General features: G+C 72.4%; 18 protein-coding genes and 1 pseudogene. 9 read left to right on the top strand and 10 right to left on the bottom strand.

Annotated elements, in window-relative coordinates; all coding sequences use genetic code 11:
- Window positions 1-28: 28 nt before the first annotated feature.
- Entirely contained in the window at window positions 29-271 is a 243-nt protein-coding gene (locus ACZ434_RS20275) for a hypothetical protein (RefSeq protein WP_468457682.1), read from the top strand.
- On the opposite strand, the gene ACZ434_RS20270 is transcribed toward ACZ434_RS20275, so the two are convergent.
- Window positions 262-882 (bottom strand): DUF998 domain-containing protein, encoded by a 621-nt coding sequence (locus ACZ434_RS20270; protein ID WP_468457680.1) that lies wholly within the window; start codon window positions 880-882, stop codon window positions 262-264. The two genes, ACZ434_RS20275 and ACZ434_RS20270, sit on opposite strands and share 10 nt — an antisense overlap.
- A 171-nt stretch (window positions 883-1,053) precedes the next feature.
- On the opposite strand from ACZ434_RS20270, the gene ACZ434_RS20265 reads away from it, so the two are divergent.
- Window positions 1,054-1,884: an alpha/beta fold hydrolase gene (locus ACZ434_RS20265; RefSeq protein ID WP_468457678.1), complete on the top strand. Its 831-nt coding sequence runs from the start codon at window positions 1,054-1,056 to the stop codon at window positions 1,882-1,884.
- Between the two features lie 142 nt (window positions 1,885-2,026).
- Window positions 2,027-2,665: an HD domain-containing protein gene (locus ACZ434_RS20260; RefSeq protein ID WP_468457676.1), complete on the top strand. Its 639-nt coding sequence runs from the start codon at window positions 2,027-2,029 to the stop codon at window positions 2,663-2,665.
- A gap of 87 nt (window positions 2,666-2,752) precedes the next feature.
- Here ACZ434_RS20260 and ACZ434_RS20255 read toward each other — a convergent pair whose 3' ends face one another.
- The 6 genes from ACZ434_RS20255 to ACZ434_RS20230 form a co-directional block, all read right to left on the bottom strand.
- Window positions 2,753-4,921 (bottom strand): MMPL family transporter, encoded by a 2,169-nt coding sequence (locus tag ACZ434_RS20255; RefSeq protein ID WP_468457674.1) that lies wholly within the window; start codon window positions 4,919-4,921, stop codon window positions 2,753-2,755.
- Between the two features lie 24 nt (window positions 4,922-4,945).
- Window positions 4,946-5,494, bottom strand: a complete 549-nt coding sequence (locus ACZ434_RS20250; protein ID WP_468457672.1) for a TetR/AcrR family transcriptional regulator — start codon at window positions 5,492-5,494, stop codon at window positions 4,946-4,948.
- 164 nt (window positions 5,495-5,658) lie between these two features.
- Window positions 5,659-7,497 (bottom strand): PP2C family protein-serine/threonine phosphatase, encoded by a 1,839-nt coding sequence (locus tag ACZ434_RS20245; RefSeq protein ID WP_468457670.1) that lies wholly within the window; start codon window positions 7,495-7,497, stop codon window positions 5,659-5,661.
- 150 nt (window positions 7,498-7,647) lie between these two features.
- Entirely contained in the window at window positions 7,648-8,676 is a 1,029-nt protein-coding gene (locus tag ACZ434_RS20240; protein WP_468457667.1) for an NAD(P)/FAD-dependent oxidoreductase, read from the bottom strand.
- Entirely contained in the window at window positions 8,673-9,188 is a 516-nt protein-coding gene (locus tag ACZ434_RS20235) for an isoprenylcysteine carboxyl methyltransferase family protein (protein WP_468457665.1), read from the bottom strand. Before ACZ434_RS20235 ends, ACZ434_RS20240 begins: the two co-directional genes overlap by 4 nt.
- Window positions 9,189-9,199: 11 nt before the next feature.
- Window positions 9,200-10,273, bottom strand: a complete 1,074-nt coding sequence (locus tag ACZ434_RS20230; protein WP_468457864.1) for a type III polyketide synthase — start codon at window positions 10,271-10,273, stop codon at window positions 9,200-9,202.
- 118 nt (window positions 10,274-10,391) lie between these two features.
- On the opposite strand from ACZ434_RS20230, the gene ACZ434_RS20225 reads away from it, so the two are divergent.
- Both ACZ434_RS20225 and ACZ434_RS20220 read left to right on the top strand, forming a co-directional pair.
- The gene (locus ACZ434_RS20225; protein WP_468457663.1) at window positions 10,392-11,264 is read left to right on the top strand and encodes a UbiA family prenyltransferase; all 873 of its coding nucleotides are present in this window, start codon (window positions 10,392-10,394) and stop codon (window positions 11,262-11,264) included.
- Between the two features lie 144 nt (window positions 11,265-11,408).
- Window positions 11,409-11,873: a hypothetical protein gene (locus ACZ434_RS20220; protein ID WP_468457661.1), complete on the top strand. Its 465-nt coding sequence runs from the start codon at window positions 11,409-11,411 to the stop codon at window positions 11,871-11,873.
- Window positions 11,874-12,171: 298 nt separating this feature from the next.
- Here ACZ434_RS20220 and ACZ434_RS20215 read toward each other — a convergent pair.
- From ACZ434_RS20215 to ACZ434_RS20205, 3 genes and pseudogenes are all read right to left on the bottom strand, one after another.
- Window positions 12,172-12,436, bottom strand: a pseudogene (locus ACZ434_RS20215) (DNA topoisomerase IB); the annotation flags it as partial.
- A 200-nt stretch (window positions 12,437-12,636) separates the two neighbouring features.
- Window positions 12,637-13,608, bottom strand: coding sequence for a pirin family protein (locus ACZ434_RS20210; RefSeq protein WP_468457659.1), 972 nt, complete (start codon window positions 13,606-13,608; stop codon window positions 12,637-12,639).
- Between the two features lie 102 nt (window positions 13,609-13,710).
- Window positions 13,711-14,901, bottom strand: a complete 1,191-nt coding sequence (locus ACZ434_RS20205; protein ID WP_468457657.1) for an MFS transporter — start codon at window positions 14,899-14,901, stop codon at window positions 13,711-13,713.
- A gap of 109 nt (window positions 14,902-15,010) precedes the next feature.
- Here ACZ434_RS20205 and ACZ434_RS20200 point away from each other — a divergent pair, with 109 nt between their 5' ends.
- From ACZ434_RS20200 to ACZ434_RS20185, 4 genes are all read left to right on the top strand, one after another.
- The gene (locus ACZ434_RS20200) at window positions 15,011-15,685 is read left to right on the top strand and encodes a TetR/AcrR family transcriptional regulator (protein ID WP_468457655.1); all 675 of its coding nucleotides are present in this window, start codon (window positions 15,011-15,013) and stop codon (window positions 15,683-15,685) included.
- Window positions 15,686-15,825: 140 nt separating this feature from the next.
- Window positions 15,826-17,388: an MDR family MFS transporter gene (locus tag ACZ434_RS20195; protein WP_468457862.1), complete on the top strand. Its 1,563-nt coding sequence runs from the start codon at window positions 15,826-15,828 to the stop codon at window positions 17,386-17,388.
- Between the two features lie 316 nt (window positions 17,389-17,704).
- Window positions 17,705-18,736 carry a LacI family DNA-binding transcriptional regulator gene (locus ACZ434_RS20190; RefSeq protein WP_468457653.1) on the top strand — a complete coding sequence of 344 codons (1,032 nt, stop codon included), beginning with the start codon at window positions 17,705-17,707 and terminating at the stop codon, window positions 18,734-18,736.
- Window positions 18,737-19,087: 351 nt separating this feature from the next.
- A complete protein-coding gene (locus ACZ434_RS20185) occupies window positions 19,088-20,185 on the top strand; it encodes an ABC transporter substrate-binding protein (RefSeq protein ID WP_468457651.1) in 1,098 nt (365 codons plus the stop codon).
- Window positions 20,186-20,216 lie beyond the last annotated feature (31 nt).

Genomic DNA, 20,216 nt, shown 5'->3' with positions numbered 1-20,216 from the left:
GCCCCTTCCCTGCGACAAGGAGCACGGCATGCCCACGGACCCGGTCGGACGATTCCTGACGGCTTTGGACCCGGAGCACCGGGAGAGCGTCGGTGCCAGACCGCGCGAGGAGCAGGAGCGGCTCGCGGCGGCCTGGGAGCGGGAGCTGGAGGCCGACACGGAACTCGACTCGCTCGACGAGCTGTCACCGCCGGCCGCCGAGGCGGAGGCGGCGCGGCGCGTCCTCGCCGGCGAGAGCGGCGACAGCGGTGAAAGCGGCGGTCAGGGGTAGATCTCCGGCGGTCGGGGTGACCCGTCGCGGCTGCGGCAGTGACGCAGGCAGGAGGTGACGACCACGAAGGGCCAGACGGACTGAAGGGCCGTCACCACGCGTTCGGCGACGCCGGCCGCACCGTGCAGGTGCATTTCGACCAGGAACCAGACCGCGCCGGCGACCATCACGCCGGTCGCCACGAAGGCGGGGGCGGGCCGCAGGGCCCAGGGGGCGCCGCCGCTGCCGTCGGCCGCCAGGACCGGCCACACGGCCAGGAGCGCGAAACCGACTGCGGCCACCGAACCGTGACGCAGGGAGCCCCCGCTGCTCGGCGCCGGGACCAGCGCCACCACCAGGGCCGCCACTCCCCCACCGGCCAGCGCCAGCCGCCCCGCCGCTGCCGCCGCCCGCAGTCCCCACGCGGTGAGCAGATGACAGAGTCCCAGGGCGAACAGCGCACCGGTCATCACCCAGAACCCCGCGGCCCCGTAGGCCGCGAGCACGCTGATCGTCTGCGTGACGGGATCGTACGCGGGACCCTCCAGCGACGCCGCGATCACCCACCCGGCGATCAGCAGCACGGGCGCACACCCGGACGAGACCAGGACCCATCGGGGAACAATCAACATCGAACCACCATAGAACGGACGCCATGTCCGGAGATTTCCGTACACGTACGGCACGACATGATCTGAGATGAGACCTGTTCGGCCGGAGCGTAGGGTGATGTGCGTGCGTATGCCGTGGTCTGCGGACCGCGGGTGCGGGAGCCTTCAGGCATGCACGCGGAAGGATCAACCATGGGCACGGTCACCACCGCTGACGGCACGGACATCTTCTACAAGGACTGGGGTCCGCGCGACGCCCGGCCCATCGTCTTCCACCACGGCTGGCCACTGAGCGCCGACGACTGGGACAACCAGATGTTGTTCTTCCTCGCGCAGGGCTACCGGGTGATCGCCCACGACCGGCGCGGCCACGGCCGCTCCGGCCAGCCGTCGGCCGGCCACGAGATGGACACCTACGCCGCCGACGTGGCGACACTGACGGACGCGCTCGAACTGCGGGACGCCGTACACATCGGCCATTCGACGGGCGGCGGCGAGGTCACGCGTTATGTCGCGCGCGCCGAGCCGGGCCGGGTCGGCAAGGCGGTGCTCGTCGGCGCGGTCCCGCCGGTCATGGTCAAGTCGGAGAGCAATCCGGACGGCCTGCCGATCGAGGTCTTCGACGAGATCCGCGCGGCCCTCGCCGCCAACCGCGCGCAGTTCTACATCGACTTCCCGACGGGACCGTTCTACGGATTCAACCGGCCCGGCGCGGACGTCTCCCAGGGTCTCATCGACAACTGGTGGCGGCAGGGAATGGCGGGGGCGGCCAACGCGCACTACGAGTGCGTCAAGGCCTTCTCCGAGACCGACTTCACCGAGGACCTGAAGAAGATCGACGTCCCGGTCCTCGTCGCGCACGGCACCGACGACCAGATCGTTCCCTACGCGGACTCGGCGCCGTTGTCGGTCGAGCTGCTGAAGCACGGCACTCTCAAGACGTACGAGGGTTTCCCGCACGGCATGTTGGCGACGCACGCGGACGTCCTCAACCGGGACCTGCTGGAGTTCGTGAAGTCGTAGCACGACGGCCGGCCCGGGTACGGGGCACCCGTCCGGTCCGGCGGCGGTCTCCAGCGGGGCGGGCCCGTGCGCTCGTCGGCCGGCGATCGCGGAAGTGCCCGGTCACCACTGCACGGTCACCACCGAGCGAGGAGAGACAGCCATGGGCGAGGAGATCGCCGGAGTCACCGTCCCGGACAGCGGGACGGCCCGGGCCGCTACCGAGTTGATCCGCGACACGACACCGCCGCTGATCTACCACCACTCCCGCCGGGTGTTCCTGTTCGGCAGCCTGCAGGCCGCGGCGCGCGGACTCCGCCCCGACCCGGAACTGCTCTACGTGGCGGCCATGTTCCACGACACGGGCCTGGTGCCGCCCTACCGCGGTGACGAACAGCGGTTCGAGATGGACGGCGCCGACCAGGCCCGCGCCTTCCTGCTGGACCACGGGGCCTCCGAGGGCGACGCGGACACGGTGTGGACGGCGATCGCCCTGCACACCACCCCGGAGGTGCCGTACAGGATGGCGCCCGAGATCGCCGCCACCACGGCCGGGGTGGAGACCGACGTGCTCGGCCTGAACCTGGCCGCCGTCACCGAGGCCCAGATCCGCGAGGTGACCGCGGCCCATCCCCGGCCCGACTTCAAGCGGCAGATCCTCCAGGCGTTCACCGACGGATTCAAACACCGCCCCGACAGCACCTTCGGCACGGTGAACGCCGACGTCCTGGAGCACTTCGTCCCCGGCTTCCGGCGGACCGACTTCGTCGAGGTCATCCAGAACTCCGCCTGGCCCGACTGACGGCAGAGGGACGCGACACGACGGAGGACGGAACCCGCGGTGCGGGTCCCGTCCTCCGGGTGCGGTCCGGTCCGGCCGGTGTGCGGGTCAGACCGGGACGAGGGTCTCGTCGCGCGTCTCGGCGGCCAGGTGCCGGTTCAGCTTCTCGCCCTCGATGTCGAGGTCGGGCAGGACCTTGTCGACGGGCCGCGGCAGCCACCACGCGGCACGGCCGAGCAGCGACATCACCGCAGGGACGAGCGCCATGCGGACGACGAAGGCGTCGATGACCACGCCGACGGCGAGGGCGAACCCGATGGACTTGATGATCGGGTCGTCCATCAGGACGAAGCCCCCGAACACGGACGTCATGATGAGCGCGGCGGCCGTGACGACGCGGGCGTTGTGGCCCATGCCGCTGACCATGGCCGCCTGCGGGTCGGCGCCGTGGACGAAGTCCTCGCGCATCCGGGAGACGAGGAAGACCTCGTAGTCCATGGCGAGGCCGAACAGGATGCCGATGAGGAGGATGGGCAGGAAGCTCACCAGGGGGCCGGGGGTGTCCACGCCCACCAGTCCGGCGAGGTGGCCCTCCTGGAAGATGGCGACGGTGATGCCGAAGGTCGCGCCCACGGTGAGCAGGAAGCCCAGGGCCGCCTTCAGCGGTACCAGGACCGACCGGAAGACCAGCATGAGCAGCAGGATGGACAGGCCGACCACCAGGAGCAGGTAGACCGGCAGGGCGTCGGCGAGCTTCTCCGAGACGTCGATGCCCAGGGCGGTGGCGCCGGTGAGGGCGATGTCGGCGCCCTCGACGTCCGCGACCCGGTCGCGGATGTCGTGGACGGCGTCCTCGGTGGCGACGGCGGTCGGGCCGGCCTCGGGGATGATGGCCAGCAGGGCGGTGGTGCCCTGCTCGTTCAGCTGCGGCGGGACCACGGTCAGGATCCCGTCGGTGTCCTTGATGAGGCGGGTGGCCTGCTCCGCGGCCTGCGCCGTGGACTGCGCGTCCTCGCCGTTGACGACGGCGATGAGCCTGCCGTTGAAGCCCTCGCCGAAGCCCTCGGACGTCAGGTCGTAGGCCTCGCGTGCGGGGGAGCCCTCCGCGGCGGTGCCCGCGTCCGGCAGGGCCATGCGCATGTCCTGGGCCGGAAGGGTGAGCGCGCCCAGTCCGAGGATGCCGACGACCAGGAGCGGGACGCGCAGCTTGGTCACGAGCCGGCCCCAGGTGAAGCCGAACCCTTCGGCGGCGGTGGCGTCCTCGGCGGTGTCCCCGGCCGCCTGGCGCCGCTTGCGCGGCAGGATCCTCTTGCCGGCGAAGGAGAGGAAGGCGGGCAGCAGGGTGAGCGCGACCAGCACGGCGACGGCGACGGTGCCCGCCGCGGCCAGGCCCATGACGCTCAGGAAGGGGATGCCGACGACGGAGAGGCCCGCCAGGGCGATGACGACGGTGGCACCGGCGAAGACGACGGCCGAGCCGGCGGTGCCGGTCGCGCGGCCCGCCGCCTCCTCGGGCCGGATGCCCTCGGCGAGGTACTGGCGGTAGCGGGAGGTGATGAAGAGCGAGTAGTCGATGCCGACGGCCAGGCCCAGCATCAGCGCCAGGATGGGGGCGGTGGAGGTCAGTTCGATGACACTGGTCAGGGAGAAGAGGCCGGCCATGCCGACCGCGACGCCGATCAGCGCGTTCAGCAGGGTCATGCCGGCGGCGACCAGCGAGCCGAAGGTGACGACCAGGACCACCGCGGCGACCAGGACACCGAGCGCCTCGGTGGAGCCGACCTCCACCTCACCGCCCATGACCTCGCCGCCGTGCTCGACCCGCAGGCCCTCGGCGTCGGCGCCGACGGCCTCGTAGGCCGACTTCTGCTCGTCGGTGACCTCGTCGACGGGCTTGTCGAACTGCACCTGGACCAGGGCGTACCGGCCGTCCGCGGAGACGGACCCCATCCGGAACGGGTCCATGGCGGCGGTGACGCCGTCGATCCCCGAGGCCTCCTTCACCACGGGTGCCACCGCGGCGGGGTCCAGCTTCGCGCCCTCGGGCGCGGCGACGACGATGGTGCCGGTGGCTCCGCCGGCCTGCGGGAACTGCCGTTCGAGGTCGTCCAGCGCACGCTGGGACTCGGTGCCCGGCATGGAGAACTTGTCGCTGGTCGGGCCCATCAGGGTGGCGGCTCCGACGCCCAGCAGGATCAGCAGGAGCAGCCAGACCGCGGCTATTCGGCCGCGTTTGCGGAAGGAGAACCGCCCGAGCCGGTACAGCAAGGTCGCCATGGAGGAGGGTCTTTCCGTGAGGGGTCAACTGGGGGTGTGGTCGAGCACGCGCAGCGCGCCGCGGATCATCTCGGCACGCAGCACCTCGTCGGGCGCCACCTCGTCGTCGGCGGCACTGGTGATGAAGACGGCGCCCAGCACCATCCACGCCGCCACCCGGTCCGGCGCCCGCTGCGAGCGGCCGGCCAGGGCGTCGAGCAGGCCGTCCGCCAACTCCATGACGTTGAGGTCCTGATGGCAGGACATCTCGGTGATGTCCTCGAAGAGGAGCCGTATCTCGCTGCGGAACCGCAGTGTCAGGTCGACGTATCCGACGACGGTCTCCTCGACCAGCCGGTCGCCCGCCAGCCCGGCCACGCGGTCGAGCAGTGCGGCGAGGGCGTCCTGGGTCGGGGTCAGCAGCTCGGTGAGGATCTTCTCCTTGCCGGCGAAGTGGTAGAGGAGCGACGCCTTCGAGCAGCCCACGTCGGAGGCGATGTCCTGCAGCGAGGTGCCACGGAAGCCGTGCGCGGCGAACAGCCGCAGTGCCGACTTCAGGATCTGGCCGCGCATGGCGGAGGCGGAGCGTGCCATTCCCCCACCATAACTGTCCGATCGGTCAGTTCTGACCGATCGGACAGCTTGTCGCTGTGGCGTGCGTCACTCGCAGGTGGTCGGCCCGGCGACCGCCTCCTGCCGCCTGCGGGTGACACCGCGGGCAGGTCCGCGAACAGCGGCGGGCCTCCGCGGAGCGGCGTTCAGCGGCCGCCGCGTGTGGGGTCCTGGACCGGCGGGTGCTCCTGGACGGAACCGGGAGCGGCCCGGTTCGGGGCGGCCGGGCTGTGCGGGGACTGCGGTGGCGGTGGCGGCCGGCGGTCGCCGGGGGCGCCCATGCCGGCCTCGGGCAGCCGCAGCGCGAGCAGGGCGACATCGTCGCCGCTGGGCTCGATGCGCTCCAGCAGTTCGTCGCAGAAGTCGTCCACGGTCCGATCGGCCAGCCGCCGGGCCAGGACGGAGGCGTGGTGGCGGAGCTTGGTCATGCCGAGGTCGATCGGACGGCCGCGGCTCTCCACCAGGCCGTCGGTGTAGAGCAGCAGGGTGGACTCCGGTGGCAGTTCCTCGTACGCGTCCGGCCACTCCAGGCCCAGGTCCAGGGCGGCGCTCATACCGATCAGCGGCCCGTGCCCGCCCGTGAGGAAACGCGTGTCTCCCTCGTGGGTGACCAGCAGCGGCGGGGGGTGCCCGGCGGTGACCCAGTGCAGTTGCCAGGGCCCGCCCTCGGGGCCTTCGATACGGGCGAAGACGAGCGTGGCCATGGGAGCGTCGCTGGTGTGGGTCACGGCCTCGTCGAGGCGGCGCATGATCAGGCTGGGCGGCTCCTGATGGTCCCAGGCCAGGGCGCGCAGCATGTTGCGCACCTCGGCCATGTGCGAGGCCGCCTCCAGATCGTGGCCGACCACGTCACCGATGATCAGGGCCATCACGCCGTCGGAGAGCAGGAAGGCGTCGTACCAGTCGCCGCCGATCTCCATGGTGCTCTGCGCCGGCAGATAGCGGGCGGCCATCCGCAGGTGATCGACCTGCGGGAGCGGCGCGAGCAGCTGGCGCTGCATGGTCTCGGCCACATTGCGCTGCTCGTCGTAGAGCCGGACGTTGTCCACCACCAGGGCCAGGCGGCGGCCGACGTCGGTGAGCAGGCGGATCTCGGCCTCCGTGAAGGCCGGGGCGCCCGCGGAGCGGGCCACGGTCAGCAGCCCGTACGCGCGCCGCCGGGCGCGCAGCGGTACCGCGACGGCCGACTGGCCGCCCAGCCGTTCGAACAGGGGCCGGTGGGCGGCGGCGAGCGGGGCGTCCGGATCGGCGAGCAGCTCCGTGGCGCTCAGCCGCGCGGGATCGTCGGCGCTCATGGCACGCTCCGTCGCCGAGCGGGCCCCGGGCGGCAGCGGCCCCTCCAGCCGTACCGCCCGGCGGGGGTGGGTGTGGCTGCGTACGGCGGCCCGTTCCAGAGGTCCGTCCTGCGCGGAGGAAAGGTCGATTGCGGCCCAGTCGCCCATGGCCGGGACGAGCAGCCGCAACAGCCGGCGGATCCGGCCGGAGGCGTCCTCGGGGGACATCAGTACCGAGGAGATGTTCTCCATCAGGTTCAGCCGGGCGGTCAGCGCCTCGAGGGCCGCGGTGTGCGCCGCCGCCCGTTCCTCGGCGTCACGTTGCGGGCTGATGTCGCTGAAGACGATCACCAGACCCGTCAGGCGGTCCGCCGTCAGCAAGGGCGTGGCCGCCCAGATGATCGGCATGGTCGTGCCGTCGGCCCGCAGGAAGTACTCCTCGCTGCCCAGCGCCGCCGACCGGCGGCCGCCCAGCGGGGCCAGCATCGTGCACCGCTCGCGCGGTACGGGGCCGCCGTCCGGACGGCGGTGCAGCAGGTCGTGCGCGTCGTGGCCGAGCATCTGCCCCGCCGGCCGGCCCAGCAGCCGTTCGGCCCAGGGGTTGACGAACGTGATGTGCCCGGAGACGTCGGTGGTGAGGAGGCCGGCGCCCAGGTCGTGCAGGACCGCATGCGGAAAGTCCGGTTCCAGCACCGCGTCGCCCGTACTCATGGCTCGGTCCCCTCGTCGTCCCGGACAGTCGGCCGGCGCGGTGAAGTCCCGCTCCGGGCCGCGCACCGGGCGGGTACCCCCGCCCCGCCGAACCGTGCCGCCCGCGCGGTCCGTCCGTGGCGCGGGGTGCCGGAGCGTTCGCGGTTCCTGTCACGCGAGCGAGTTCACCGCCGCCGCGAAGAGGCGGGGCAGGCGTACGGCCGTGGGCACGATACGTGGCGCGAGCGCGGGCTGCTGCCGGGCTCTGACCAGGAGCTCGGTCATGAGCCGGTGGTGGCGGGTGGCCCGGACCCAGTCGGTCTCGTAGCGGCTCGGCGTGCCACGGCGCACGTTGGCGACCAGAGCCCGGGCGCCGGTGAGGGCGAGGCTGACGCCTTCACCGGTCAGCGCGTCGACGTACCCGGCGGCGTCACCGACGAGCAGCACCCTGCGGTGGACGCGGGTCCGGGCTCTCTGGCGCAGCGGCCCGGCACCTCGCACGGCGGTGACGGCCGCCCGCGGGGGAAGGCGGGCCGCCAGGCGCGGGAAGCTCTCCAGCTGGGTGGTGAAGGGGGCTCGACGGGACGTCAGCAGGGCCACGCCGACGAGGGCGGGGCCGAGCGGCGTGACGTAGGCTTCCGCGTCCGGTCCCCAGTACACCTCGACGCCGGGCGACCACGGGGGTACCGCGTAGTGCCGGCGCAGTCCGTAGCGAGGGGCCGTCCCGGTCCTCACCTCCAGGCCGAGGGAGCGGCGCACCGGTGAGTGCAGGCCGTCCGCGGCGACGAGCCACCGGGCGCGCAGTCCCGTACCCGGGACGGTCACGCCCGTGGTGTCCTGCCGTACGTCCGCCACCTTCAGCGGGAGGACCGGTACGCCCGCGTCCAGGACCGCCCCGTGCATCGCGCCGTGCAGGTCGGTGCGGCGGACGCCGAGGCCCGGGCCGTCCCGGAACTCGGCCTGGACCTGGCGGTCCCCCTGGACATAGCGGATGCCGGCGAGGGGGTTGCCGGGGACGTGCAGGCCGAGGGCCGCCAGGGCGCGGACGGCGCCGGGCATCAGGCCCTCACCGCACGCCTTGTCGACCGGCGCCCGGCGTGGTTCGGCGATGACGGTGTCCAGACCGGCACGGGCCGCGTACAGGGCGGTGGCGAGGCCGGCGGGTCCGCCCCCGACGATCAGGAGGTCATGGCACCTCATGCGGGGACCGCCCGGGTGAGGGCCGCGTTCTCGCATCGGAGGCGGACCGCGAGCAGCGTCGCGTTGGCGACCGTGAACACGGTCGCGGTCAGCCAGGCGGAGTGCACCAGGGGCAGGGCGGTGATCTCCACGACGACGGCGAGGTAGTTCGGATGGCGCAGGAAGCGGTAGGGTCCGGCGCCGACCAGGCGTGCTCCTGGGACGACGATGACCCGGGTGTTCCAGTACGGCCCGAGCGTGGTGACGCACCACCAGCGCAGGGCCTGCGCCAGGACGACGAGGGCCAGTGCCGGCCACCCCAGGGCGGGCAGGAACGGCCGGTGCGCGAGCAGGGGTTCGAGCAGGCAGCAGACGAGCAGGCCCGTGTGCAGGGCGACCATGACCGGGTAGTGACCACGGCCGTGCTCCACTCCGGCGCGGGCGAGGGTCCAGGCCGCGTTGCGGCGCGCCACGACGAGTTCGGCGACGCGTTCGGCGGCGACGGCGATGACGAGAAGCGTGTACCACGGCATGGGCGGATCCCTCACCAGCGCAGCAGGACGAGTTCGGAACAGAAGCCGGGGCCCATCGCGGTGAGCAGTCCCCACGTACCGGGTTCGGGCCGGGCGGACGCGCGGACGGTCTGCAGGATGTGCAGTACGGAGACCGAGGACATGTTGCCCGTCGTCGCGAGCGAGTGCCGCGCGTGGTGCAGGGCGTCGGCGGGCAGGCCGGCGGCGTCGGTCACGGCGGCGAGGACCTTGGGGCCGCCCGGATGGCACACCCAGGTCCCGATGTCGTCGGTGTCCAGGCCGTGCTCGCCGAGGAAGGCGCGCAGGTGCCGGCCGAAGTGTTCCCGCACCACTCCGGGCACGGCCGGGTCGATGACGACGCGGAATCCGCCGGCGCCGATGTCCCATCCCAGGAGGTGGTCGGTGCCCGGATACAGGTGGCTGCGCGTGGCGACGACCGAGGGACCGGCGGCGTCCGGTGCCACGCCGCCACCGGCGGCGCCGCTTCCGCGCGCGACGAGCGCTGCCGCACCGTCACCGAACAGGGCGCCGGCGACGAGGTTGGCGGGCGAGGCGTCACCCTTCTGAAGGGTGAGCGAACACAGTTCGACGGTGAGCAGTACCGCGGTGTGGCCGGGGTGTCCGCGCAGGTAGTCGTGGACGCGGGAGAGGCCGGCGGCGCCCGCGACACAGCCCAGGCCGAACACCGGAAGCCTCTTGACGTCGGGCCGCAGTCCCATGCGCCCGGCCAGCCGGGCGTCGAGGGACGGTGCGGCGACTCCGGTGATGGAGGCGCACACCAGCAGATCGACATCGGCCGGCCGGAGTCCGGCCTCCGTGAGCGCGCCGGTGAGGGCCGTCTCGGCGAGTTCGAGCCCTCTCGCCATCCAGGCGTCGTTGCTCCGCCCGAAGTCGCCGAGCGCGGCGTACCGCTCGATGGGCAGGGCGAGATGACGGGTGCGCACACCTGCGGAGGCGTGCAGGCGGCGCAGCAGGGAGCGGTCGGCCCCCGGGGGCAGGCACAGGTCACCGATCGGCTCGGTGAGGTCCTCCTGGGCGTACCGGTGCGGCGGCAGCGCGGTGCTCACGGCGGCGATGGTGGTCAGTGCCGGCGGCGCGACCGACCCGCGCTCGGCAGCGGGCGGACAGGGGGCATGGTCGACGATCAGGGGGACGGGCATGTCGGTAATGGTTCCTCGCCACGCGCCTGACTACCTTGCACCTGTGTCACTCCACCCGTCCGGGGTTCTCTCGCGTACGACACACCGGGTACCGGTGCTGCTGCGCTGCTGCCATCCGGGGCCCGCGCTCGCCGTGACGGTGTTCGTGACCGCGCTGGCCGTGGCGGCGGGCCGTGGAGGGCCGGGATCGGTGGCGGTGTGCGCGGCCGTGCTGGCCGGTCAGCTCTCGGTCGGCTGGTCCAACGACGCGGTCGACGCGCGGCGCGACATGGTCTGCGGGCGCCGTGACAAGCCGGTGGCCACCAGGGAACTCCCGTCCCGGGTGGTCGCTGCCGCGGCCGGGACGGCTCTGGCGCTGTGCGTGCCGCTGTCCCTGCTGAGCGGTGCGGCCGCGGGAGCGGCGCACCTGGTGGGCGTGGCCGCCGGGTGGGCCTACAACCTGCGGCTGAAGCACACGGTGCTCTCTCCGCTGCCCTACGCCGTGGGCTTCGGGTCCCTGCCGGTCTTCGTCACGCTGGGTCTGCCGTCGCCGTTCTGGCCCGCTGGATGGGTGGTGGCGGCGGGGGCCCTGCTGGGTGTGGGGGCACACCTGGTGAACGTCCTTCCGGACATCGAGGACGATCTCGCCACCGGTGTGCGCGGGCTGCCGCAGCGGCTGGGCCGTCCGACGTGCCGGTGGCTGGCACCGCTGGTCATGCTGACGGCGGTGGCGGTCGTCGTCGCGGGGCCGCCCGGGACGGTGGGCGTATCGGACTGGATGCTGGTTTCGGCCGCCGGGATCGTCGCGGTGGCGGGTACGGCTCTGCCGCCGGGGAGCCGGAGCCGGTGGCCGTTCCGGGCGGCGATCGTCGTGGCCGGCCTGGCCGTGGCGCAGCTCCTGCTCCATGGTGCGGACATGGCCGGCTCCCGGTACTGAGGTCCCGGCTCGCCGCTCGGTCCGCGGCAGCACGTCGCCGTGCGGGGAAGATCACCGCGGCGGCCACCTGCTCCGCCTGCGGTCCCGCCGGCCTCGTTCGGGCGACCGGTTTGGTGTCCGCGGCCACAGGGGACTCGGGACCGCATGATCGGAGCCATCGGGCGTGGATGCGCCGCAGGAGCGGCCGGCACCACCGCGCTGAACGCCGTGACCTACGCCGACATGGCACTGCGCGGCAGGCCGGCCAGCCGTACGCCGGAAACCGCGGTGGAGAAGATCAGCACGCTCGTGGGACATCCGCTCCCGGACCGGAGCGGCCGGGACAACCGGCTCACCGGTCTGGGAGCTCTGTCGGGCATCGCCGTGGGCACCGGCACGGGCGCCGCGGTCGCGCTGATCCGCCGGGCCGGTGCGAGGGTCCCCGTGTGGCTGGGCGGCCCCCTGACCGGTGCCCTCGCCATGGCGCTCACCAATGCGCCGATGGCCCGTCTCCGGGTCAGCGACCCCCGCACATGGTCGGCCGGCGACTGGGTCTCCGACGCCCTCCCGCACCTGCTCTACGGATTCGTCACCTACGGCGTCGTCGCGGCATTTGACCAGCGACGATGACGTCGGCGACCGGCGTCACACGGTGCCCGTGGGCCGACAGCCCCGCCGGCCGGCCACCGTGGCCTTCGCCGGCTCGCGTGCCGGGCGATCTCCGGTTCGCCGAACGCGTCGTGCGGCGCTCTGACCGGCCTCGGGCGGGCGCCCGTCGCGGAGCATGCGGAGTACGGCCCGTTCAGCGGGTCCCGGGTCGCGGGGACGCCGTGCGTACCCTCGTCGCCCAGGTGGGCAGCGCGGAGGCGATCGTCACGCCTTCTTCGTACAACTTGCTCGGCGAGCAGCGTCGTCAGGCCGTAACTGTTGCCTGCTCCTGCTCGGCGCGGAACCGCGGGTGGTACAGATACTGACGGCGTCCGGCGGCGTCGGTGCCCACGGCTTGCAGATGCCCGTTGGCCCGAGCGCAGATCCACACATCACGCCAGGCCGGCGGTACGGCCAACGCACGGGTCCGGTCCAGCTCCGCGGGATCACGCAGCGGATCCCCGGGGGGCGAGGTACCGGAAGCCGCGCCCGTGCCGCAGGCGGCGATACCCCGGATCCGTGGGACGACTGTGGTACAGACGCATCCGGCGCTCCGCTCCTCCCGGCGGGCCCGTGCCGGCTCGCCCCCGCACTGCCCGCGGGAGCCGTCGGCGTGGTGCCTCTCGTACTACCCCGTATTCCGGCTTGTGCTTCCCCGGGAATCGGTGTTCCCCCTGAGACCACCCTCTCGCACGAGGAAAGGATCGGAACCCGGCATCGCGGCAAGCGGCGGTGGAGGCCCGGGTCAGCGTGCCCTTCCCCGTGGTTTCAGAGGCACGTTCGGCAGCTCGGGCGCGGGCAGTGGGGCCCCGTCGTAGCCGTGCACCTCGCCGAAGCGGTCTCCCTTCATCCAGTCCTCGCGGGCCCGCACGATCTCCTCGTGCGAGCGGCCGATGAAGTTCCACCACATGACGATCTCCTCGCCGAACGGCGGCCCGCCCAGCAGGACCAGCCGTGCCGTACCGGTTCCACGGTTGGTGACGGTGAGGCTCGTGCGGCCGGGGGCCGTGTAGCCGAGTTCGGCCGGGCGTACGGCGGTTCCCTCGACGAGGACGTCGCCGGTGTCGACGAGTACGCCGTGCTCGAAGCCCGGATCGACGTCGAGCACCGTCTCGGCGCCCGGGGCCACGGTCAGTTCGGCCCCCAGCAACGGGGTGAAGGTGCGCACGGGGGACGTGTCCCCCGCGAGGGAGCCGAGGAAGACCCGTGCCTCGCCGCCCTCCAGCGGGAGCGGCTCCGGTACGTGGTGCTGGAAGTCCCGTGCGGCGTCCTGGTGTTCCCGCGGCAGTGCCACCCACAACTGGACGCCGTGCAGGACGGTGGTGTCCGGCGTCGAGACCTCGGAGTGGCTGATGCCGTGGCCGCCGGTCATGAGGTTCAGCTCGCCGGGGCGGACGTGGGCGTGGGTGCCCAGGCTGTCGCGGTGTTCGATCTCGCCGCTGAACAGCCAGCTCACCGTCTGGAGACCGGTGTGCGGGTGCGGGGCGACGTCCATGCCGCCCGTGCCGGCGACGTCGTCGGGACCGTAATGGTCGGCGAAGCACCACGCACCGATGAGCGTGCGGGCCCGCTGGGGCAGGGTGCGCCGCACCCGCATCGCGCGCGGACCGCCGAGCGGCACGTCGCGTGCGGTGAGCACCTCGACGGCCGCCGGGCGTGCCGCCTCCGCCTCTCCCCCGCACCTCAGCTCCGGGGGCCGTGTCTCCGTGTTGCTCATGCGCCTGCCCTCCACCGAGGAAGTTCGACTTTCAACATTTATGAACGATGATAGGCCGCCGTGCCCCGGATCGTGCGACAACGGTTCCGCCCCCGTCGGCGGTCACCTGCCCGTCGTCACCGGACGCCGCAGCAGATAGCCCGCCGCGGTCACCACCAAGGCTCCCATGCAGGCGATGAACACCAGTCCCGCGCCTTCCAGGCCCATCGGTTCCGTCAGCAGCCCCACGCCGATGACCGGCACCGAGATCCCCGTGTACGCCACCACGAACAGCGAGGAGATCACCGCGGCGCGCCGGTCCGCCGGGGACGCCCCGCTCACCGCGGACAGCGCCCCGCGGAACGCCAGCCCCTGGCCGAAGCCGCCGACGACCGCGCTCAGCACCACCAGGACCAGCAGGTCCCAGTACAACGCGGCCGCGAGCAGGGCCAGCCCGGTGAGGAGTCCGACGCAGCCCAGCGGCAGGGACCGCCGCACACCGACGCGGCCGACGGCCAGCTGCCCACCGGTCGAGGCGAAGAACGCCAGCGCCACGACCACGCCGCTCACCGCGTGGTCGCTCACGCCGAGGGACCGTGCGAGGAAGGCCGGGCTGACGGAGGTGAACACGCCGAACAGGGCGAAGCCCACGAACGCGGCGGTCGCCGCCGGCCCGAACACCTGCCGCACCTGCGGGGGCACCCCGGGCCACTGCGGCCGTACGGTTCTCAGCGGCCGGCGCTCCCGCACCGTCTCCGGGAGCCGCAGCAGAACCACCGCCGAACACAGCACCAGGGCCAGGTGGACGACGAACGGGAGATACAGCGGCCATGCCGCGTACTGCGCGAGCACGCCGGCCAGCAGCGGGCCGCAGCCGAGCCCGCCCATGTTGACGGCCGTGGCGACGAACACGGCCCGGGAGCCACCGCCGGGCGGCGCCGACTCCATGACGTACGCGGTGGCGGCCCCGGTGAACAGGCCGGCGGACAGCCCCGACAGCAGCCGCCCGGCATACAGCCCGCCCAGCCCGGTGGCGCACAGGAAGCAGACCGCGCTCACGGCCGCGCAGCCCAGGCCCCACAGCAGCACCGGGCGCCTGCCCACGGCGTCCGAGGCGTTGCCCGCGAGCAGCAGTACGCCGATGACCGCGAAGGCGTACACGGCGTACACGACGGTGACCGTCAGCTCGGAGAAGCCGAACTTCTCCTGGTACAGGGGGTAGAGCGGGGTCGGCAGCGTGGTGCCGGCCATGCACACCGCGAACACGGCACCGCCGAGCAGACACACCCGCCACCCGCGGCGATCACCGGCCATGGACCGACGCTAACGCCGCGCCGGGTCGCGGCCCCCTCCGGCGCGCCACGGACGGGTCCGGACGACAGCGGCGACAGCGGATTTTGCAGGGAATGCATTTTTGCATAGCATGCACGACATGACGGGGAAGGACGCCGCGAGCGGAGGGCTGCGGGAGCGCAAGAAGCGTGCCACGCGTGCGGCGCTCGCGGAGGCCGCCGTGCGCCTCGCCGCCGAGCACGGGGCGGACCACGTCACCGTGGAGGCGATCAGCGCGGCCGCCGGCGTGTCCGTACGCACCTTCTTCAACTACTTCGACTCCCGTGACGACGCCTTCGTGGTCGTCGACGCGGAGGCGAGTGTCCGGGTACGCCAGGCGTTCCTCGACGCTCCGGCGGACATGCCTCCCCTGGAGGCGCTGCGCGAGGCGCTCGCCACGGAGCTCTCGGAGGCCGAGGGGGAGCACGAACTGTGGAGTCTGCACGCCGAGGTGCTGCGTGCGGCTCCGCGTCTCCTCGTCCGCAGTCTCGGCGCCCACATGGCCGACGAGGCGGGCCTCGCCGAAGTGATCGCACGGCGCATCGCGTCACCGGAGGGGGCGAGCGGGACCGTCCGCTCCTCCGACGGCGAGGGACGTCCCGCGATCGGCCTCTACCCGCGGCTGCTCGCGGCCGTGGCCGGTACGGCGGTCCGGGTGAGCGTGCAGCACTGGTGCGACCGGCAGGACGAGGACGTCCCCTTCGCCGAGATCTTCCGTGAGGTGTTCGCCACCCTCGCCGCCGGACTGCCGGCGCCGACCCGGTAGGCACCGCCCGCGAACGCCGGGCGGCCCTCCCCGTTTCCACAGCTTGCCCCCTCCGGGGCGTGATTCCGCTTTCATCACCGACCGTTGAGAGAGACGACGTGACCGCACAACAGGCGCCCGACACGGCGCCGCCCGCTCCCATGTCGAACCGGCAGATACTCCAGGCCATGTCCGGGCTGATGGCCGGTATGTTCGTGGCGATCCTGGCGGGCACCGTGGTGGCCAACGCGCTGCCCACGATCATCGCCGACCTGGGAGCCAGCCAGTCCTCCTACACCTGGGTCGTCACCGCCGAACTGCTGGCCATGACGGCGACCGTGCCGCTGTGGGGCAAGCTGTCCGACCTGTTCGACAAGAAACTGCTGCTCCAGCTGTCCCTGGGCATGTTCGTGGTCGGCTCGCTGCTCGCGGGCTTCTCCAACGGCGTCGAGCTGCTGATCTTCAGCCGTGTGCTGCAGGGTATCGGCGCGGGCGGTCTCACCGCGCTCGCCCAGGTCGTGATGGCGGCGATCATCCCGCCCCGCAGGCTCGGCAAGTACGCCGGCATCTTCGGCGCGGTCTTCGCCATCGGCACGGTGGCCGGCCCGCTGATCGGCGGTGTGCTGGTGGACACCTCCTGGCTGGGCTGGCGCTGGTGCTTCTTCATCGGCGTTCCCTTCGCGCTGCTCGCCATCGCGCTGCTCCAGCGCACCCTGACCCTGCCCGTGGTCCGGCGCGAGGCGAAGATCGACTTCCTGGGTGCCTTCCTCATCGTGGCGGGCGTCTGCGCCCTGCTCATCTGGGTGACGCTGGCGGGCAACGAGTTCGACTGGGCCTCCTGGCAGACCGCGGCGCTCACGGGTGCCGGCGTCGTGCTGCTGGCCGCCGCCGTGTTCGTCGAGGCCCGGACGGACGAGCCGGTGATTCCGCTGGGGATCTTCCGCAACCGCACCGTCACGCTCACCACCGTCGCCAGCCTCCTGGTCGGTGTGGCCATGTTCGGCGGAACGGTCTTCCTCTCGCAGTACTTCCAGGTGTCCCTCGGCAAGTCGCCGACCGTCGCGGGTCTGATGAGCCTGCCGATGATCCTCGGTCTGCTGGTGTCGTCCACCGTGGCCGGACAGGTGATCAGCAAGACCGGCGTCTGGAAGCGCTACCTGGTCGCGGGCGCGGTGCTCATGACCGTCGGTCTCGGTCTGCTCGCCACCATCGGCGCGGACACCTCCTTCACCCTGCTCAGCCTCTACATGGCGGTGCTCGGCGCCGGCGTCGGCATGCTGATGCAGAACCTGGTGCTGGCCGCCCAGAACGACGTGCCCGCCAGTGAACTGGGCGCCGCCACCTCCGTGCTGTCCTTCTTCCGCAGCATGGGCGGCACCATCGGCACCAGCGTCCTCGGCGCGATCCTCGCCAACCGGGTCGCCACCGAGATGACCAAGGGCATGGACGCGGCGGGCATCCCCGCGAGCCCGGAGTCGGGCGGCGGGGGGTCCAGTGTCCCGGACATGGCCACGCTGCCCGAGCCGATCCGCGGGATCGTCGAGCACGCCTACGGCGTCGCCACCGCCGACCTGTTCCTCATCGCCACCCCCTGTGCGCTGCTGGCGCTGATCACGGTCCTGTTCCTCAAGGAGAAGCCCCTGAAGACGACCAGCGGCATGGAGCGCCTCGCCGAGGAGTCCGGCACCGCGGCGGACGCCGACAGGGCGGCGGTCGCCGGCTGAGTCCGCACACACGGGTTCGCCCCGGGTCCGCACACGCGGACCCGGGGCGATCGTCGTACCGGCGGGAACGCGGCGGACCGGCCCTCTCGGCGGTGCGCGGGCGTTCGCCGTATCTTCGGGATATTCCGGTCTCGTCACCGGAGGCGGTGGCGGGCGGCCGGCACGCGCGACGACGGCCTCCACGGCCTTGTCAGTGCCGCACAGCGGCGTGTATAACGTTGTAAAATCTGAGCCCGGCGGCTCGGCGCACGACTCATGGTGACGGCGTCCCCTCCGCACCGGCCGACCGAGTCGGGCCGCTCACGAAGGGATTGCCGTGCGGGTCAGCCTCAAGGACGTCGCCGCGCACGCGGGGGTCTCCATCAAGACCGTCTCCAACGTGGTGAACAACTACCAGCACGTCACCCCGGCCATGCGCGAGCGGGTCCAGCGGTCCATCGACGCGCTCGGTTACCGGCCCAACCTCGCCGCCAGGCACCTGAGGAAGGGACGTACGGGCATCATCGCCCTCGCGCTGCCGGAACTCGGGAACCCCTACTTCGCCGAACTGGCCGCCTCCGTCATCGACGCCGCGTCCCGGCACGACTACATCGTGCTGCTCGACCACACCGGAGGATCGCGCGAGCAGGAGCTCCTGGTGAGCCAGGGCTTCCGGGCCCGGGTCATCGACGGGCTGATCCTCAGCCCCATCGAGCTGGAGACCGAGGACCTGCGCGACCGCTCCGAGGACGTGCCGCTGGTGCTGCTCGGGGAGCGGGACTACGACCTGCCGTACGACCACATCGCGATCGACAACGTCGCCGCGGCCCGCGCCGCCGTGCGGCACCTGATCGGGCTGGGGCGGCGTGAGGTGGCGTTCATCGGGGCCCGGCGGGGGCGGAGCGAACCCGCCCAACTGCGCGTACGGGGCTGGCGCGAGGAGCTGACCGCCGCCGGGCTGCCGGCCGACGAGGGGCTCGTCGCGGCCACCGACGGCTGGGGACATGCCGACGGGGCGCTGGCGATGACCCACATCCTGGACAGCGGGCGGCGGCCCGACGCGGTGTTCGCCTACAACGACCCCATGGCGATCGGGGCGATGCGGGTACTGCACGAGCGGGGTCTGCGGGTGCCGGAGGACATCGCCGTCGTGGGCTTCGACGACGTGATCGAGGGCCGCTTCGGCGCGGTCACGCTCACGTCCGTGTCCCCGGACAAGGCGGCCATCGGCCGGCTCGCGGTGGAGTCGGTGCTGGCCCGGCTGGGCGACCGGGCGCCCGAGCCGCGCCGCATCCGGGCGGACCACCGGCTCGTGGAACGGGAGAGCACGCTCGGCCGCCCGGCGGGGGCCGGACGCGGAACGGCCTGAGACGGGCCTTCCCTGTCACGGTGGGGACGGCAGGGGCACGCGCCGGGTCTCCCCCGCCACATCCCCGCACTTCCACGGCACTTCGTCGCGCACCGCTCCACCGGCCGGTCCGGCCCCCGGTGCAAGCGCTTCCCCCGCCGTCCACGTCCGGTGCGGTAGCGAGACCACGGCGCCACCCGGCCGCCTCTCCCTCTCCCGCCTCGTGCACAAGGGGTTTACAGCATCCTTCCAACGATGTAAAAACCTCCTTGCGGCGCAGCGGACGCCGCCGTGCACAGGGGGAGCAGCTCCACACCGCGCACCCTTCGGCTCCCCAGTTCCCTTTTCAGCGTCATCCGGATCGGGGTCACCATGCAGCGCACCACTCACCGTTCCCTCCTCCTCGCCCGCCCCGTGGCCGTGGCCCTGGCCGCCGCCGTGGCCCTGACCGCCACCTCCTGCGCCAAGTCGGAGGACGACGCGGCGGACAGCGAGAAGTCCCCGGCGGCCGCCGCCGACGCCGGCCAGAAGGTCGTCACACCGAAGCCGGGCAGCAAGACCTGCACCATCGACGCCTACGGCGGCAAGAGGATCGACCTGAAGGACGCCACGGTCGGGTTCTCCCAGTCGGAGAAGGAGGCCAACCCCTTCCGCATCGCCGAGACGCAGTCCATCAAGGACGAGGCGGCCAGGAGAGGCGTCGAGCTGCTGACGGCCAACGCCCAGTCGCAGTTCTCCAAGCAGATCAGCGATGTCCAGGACCTGCTCGCCAAGGGCGCCGACCTGCTGGTGATCGCCCCGCTCAACTCCGACGGCTGGGACCCGGTGCTGCAGGCGGCCGCCGCGAAGAAGGTCCCGATCGTCACCATCGACCGCAAGATCAACGCCACGGCGTGCGAGGACTACGTCTCCTTCATCGCCTCGGACTTCGTGGAGCAGGGCCGGCGGGCCGCGGACCAGATGATCGAGGCGACCGGCGGCAAGGGCGAGGTCGCCATCCTGCTGGGCGCCGCCGGGAACAACGTCACCACCGAGCGCACCCGGGGCTTCAAGGAGCGCGTCGCCGAGAAGGCCCCGGACCTGAAGGTCGTCTTCGAGCAGACCGGTGACTTCACCCGGGAGAAGGGCCAGCAGGTCACCGAGCAGCTCATCCAGTCCAAGCCCGGCATCAAGGGCATCTACGCGGAGAACGACGAGATGGGCCTGGGTGCGGTGGCCGCGCTGAAGGGCGCCGGCAAGAAGGCCGGGGACGTCGAGATCGTCACGGTCGACGGGACGCGCAACGCCGTACAGGGCGTCGTCGACGGCTGGATCAGCGGGGTCGTCGAGTCCAACCCGAGGTTCGGGCCGCTGGCGTTCCGGACGCTGGACGACTTCACCCAGGGCAGGGAAGTCCCCCAGGACATCGTGATCCAGGACGGCGCCTACGACGCCGGCAACGCCGAGCAGGACCTCGGCAAGGCCTACTGATCCCGCCGCGGGGCCCGGCATCGACGCCCGG

The sequence above is a fragment of the Streptomyces sp. NPDC030893 genome, from assembly GCF_055571535.1.
Note: the sequence above shows the minus strand (reverse complement) of the source record. Positions and strands in the feature narration are given on the sequence as shown.

Bases quoted from the DNA above. Each gene is read 5' to 3' on its own strand.
- ACZ434_RS20235 (WP_468457665.1), bottom strand. From the start codon at position 9,188: ATGCCGTGGTACACGCTTCTCGTCATCGCCGTCGCCGCCGAACGCGTC.
- ACZ434_RS20205 (WP_468457657.1), bottom strand. From the start codon at position 14,901: ATGGCCGGTGATCGCCGCGGGTGGCGGGTGTGTCTGCTCGGCGGTGCC.
- ACZ434_RS20275 (WP_468457682.1), top strand. From the start codon at position 29: ATGCCCACGGACCCGGTCGGACGATTCCTGACGGCTTTGGACCCGGAG.
- ACZ434_RS20185 (WP_468457651.1), top strand. From the start codon at position 19,088: ATGCAGCGCACCACTCACCGTTCCCTCCTCCTCGCCCGCCCCGTGGCC.
- ACZ434_RS20260 (WP_468457676.1), top strand. From the start codon at position 2,027: ATGGGCGAGGAGATCGCCGGAGTCACCGTCCCGGACAGCGGGACGGCC.
- ACZ434_RS20240 (WP_468457667.1), bottom strand. From the start codon at position 8,676: ATGAGGTGCCATGACCTCCTGATCGTCGGGGGCGGACCCGCCGGCCTC.
- ACZ434_RS20270 (WP_468457680.1), bottom strand. From the start codon at position 882: ATGTTGATTGTTCCCCGATGGGTCCTGGTCTCGTCCGGGTGTGCGCCC.
- ACZ434_RS20250 (WP_468457672.1), bottom strand. From the start codon at position 5,494: ATGGCACGCTCCGCCTCCGCCATGCGCGGCCAGATCCTGAAGTCGGCA.
- ACZ434_RS20220 (WP_468457661.1), top strand. From the start codon at position 11,409: ATGATCGGAGCCATCGGGCGTGGATGCGCCGCAGGAGCGGCCGGCACC.
- ACZ434_RS20210 (WP_468457659.1), bottom strand. From the start codon at position 13,608: ATGAGCAACACGGAGACACGGCCCCCGGAGCTGAGGTGCGGGGGAGAG.
- ACZ434_RS20200 (WP_468457655.1), top strand. From the start codon at position 15,011: ATGCACGACATGACGGGGAAGGACGCCGCGAGCGGAGGGCTGCGGGAG.
- ACZ434_RS20255 (WP_468457674.1), bottom strand. From the start codon at position 4,921: ATGGCGACCTTGCTGTACCGGCTCGGGCGGTTCTCCTTCCGCAAACGC.
- ACZ434_RS20245 (WP_468457670.1), bottom strand. From the start codon at position 7,497: ATGAGTACGGGCGACGCGGTGCTGGAACCGGACTTTCCGCATGCGGTC.
- ACZ434_RS20265 (WP_468457678.1), top strand. From the start codon at position 1,054: ATGGGCACGGTCACCACCGCTGACGGCACGGACATCTTCTACAAGGAC.
- ACZ434_RS20195 (WP_468457862.1), top strand. From the start codon at position 15,826: ATGTCGAACCGGCAGATACTCCAGGCCATGTCCGGGCTGATGGCCGGT.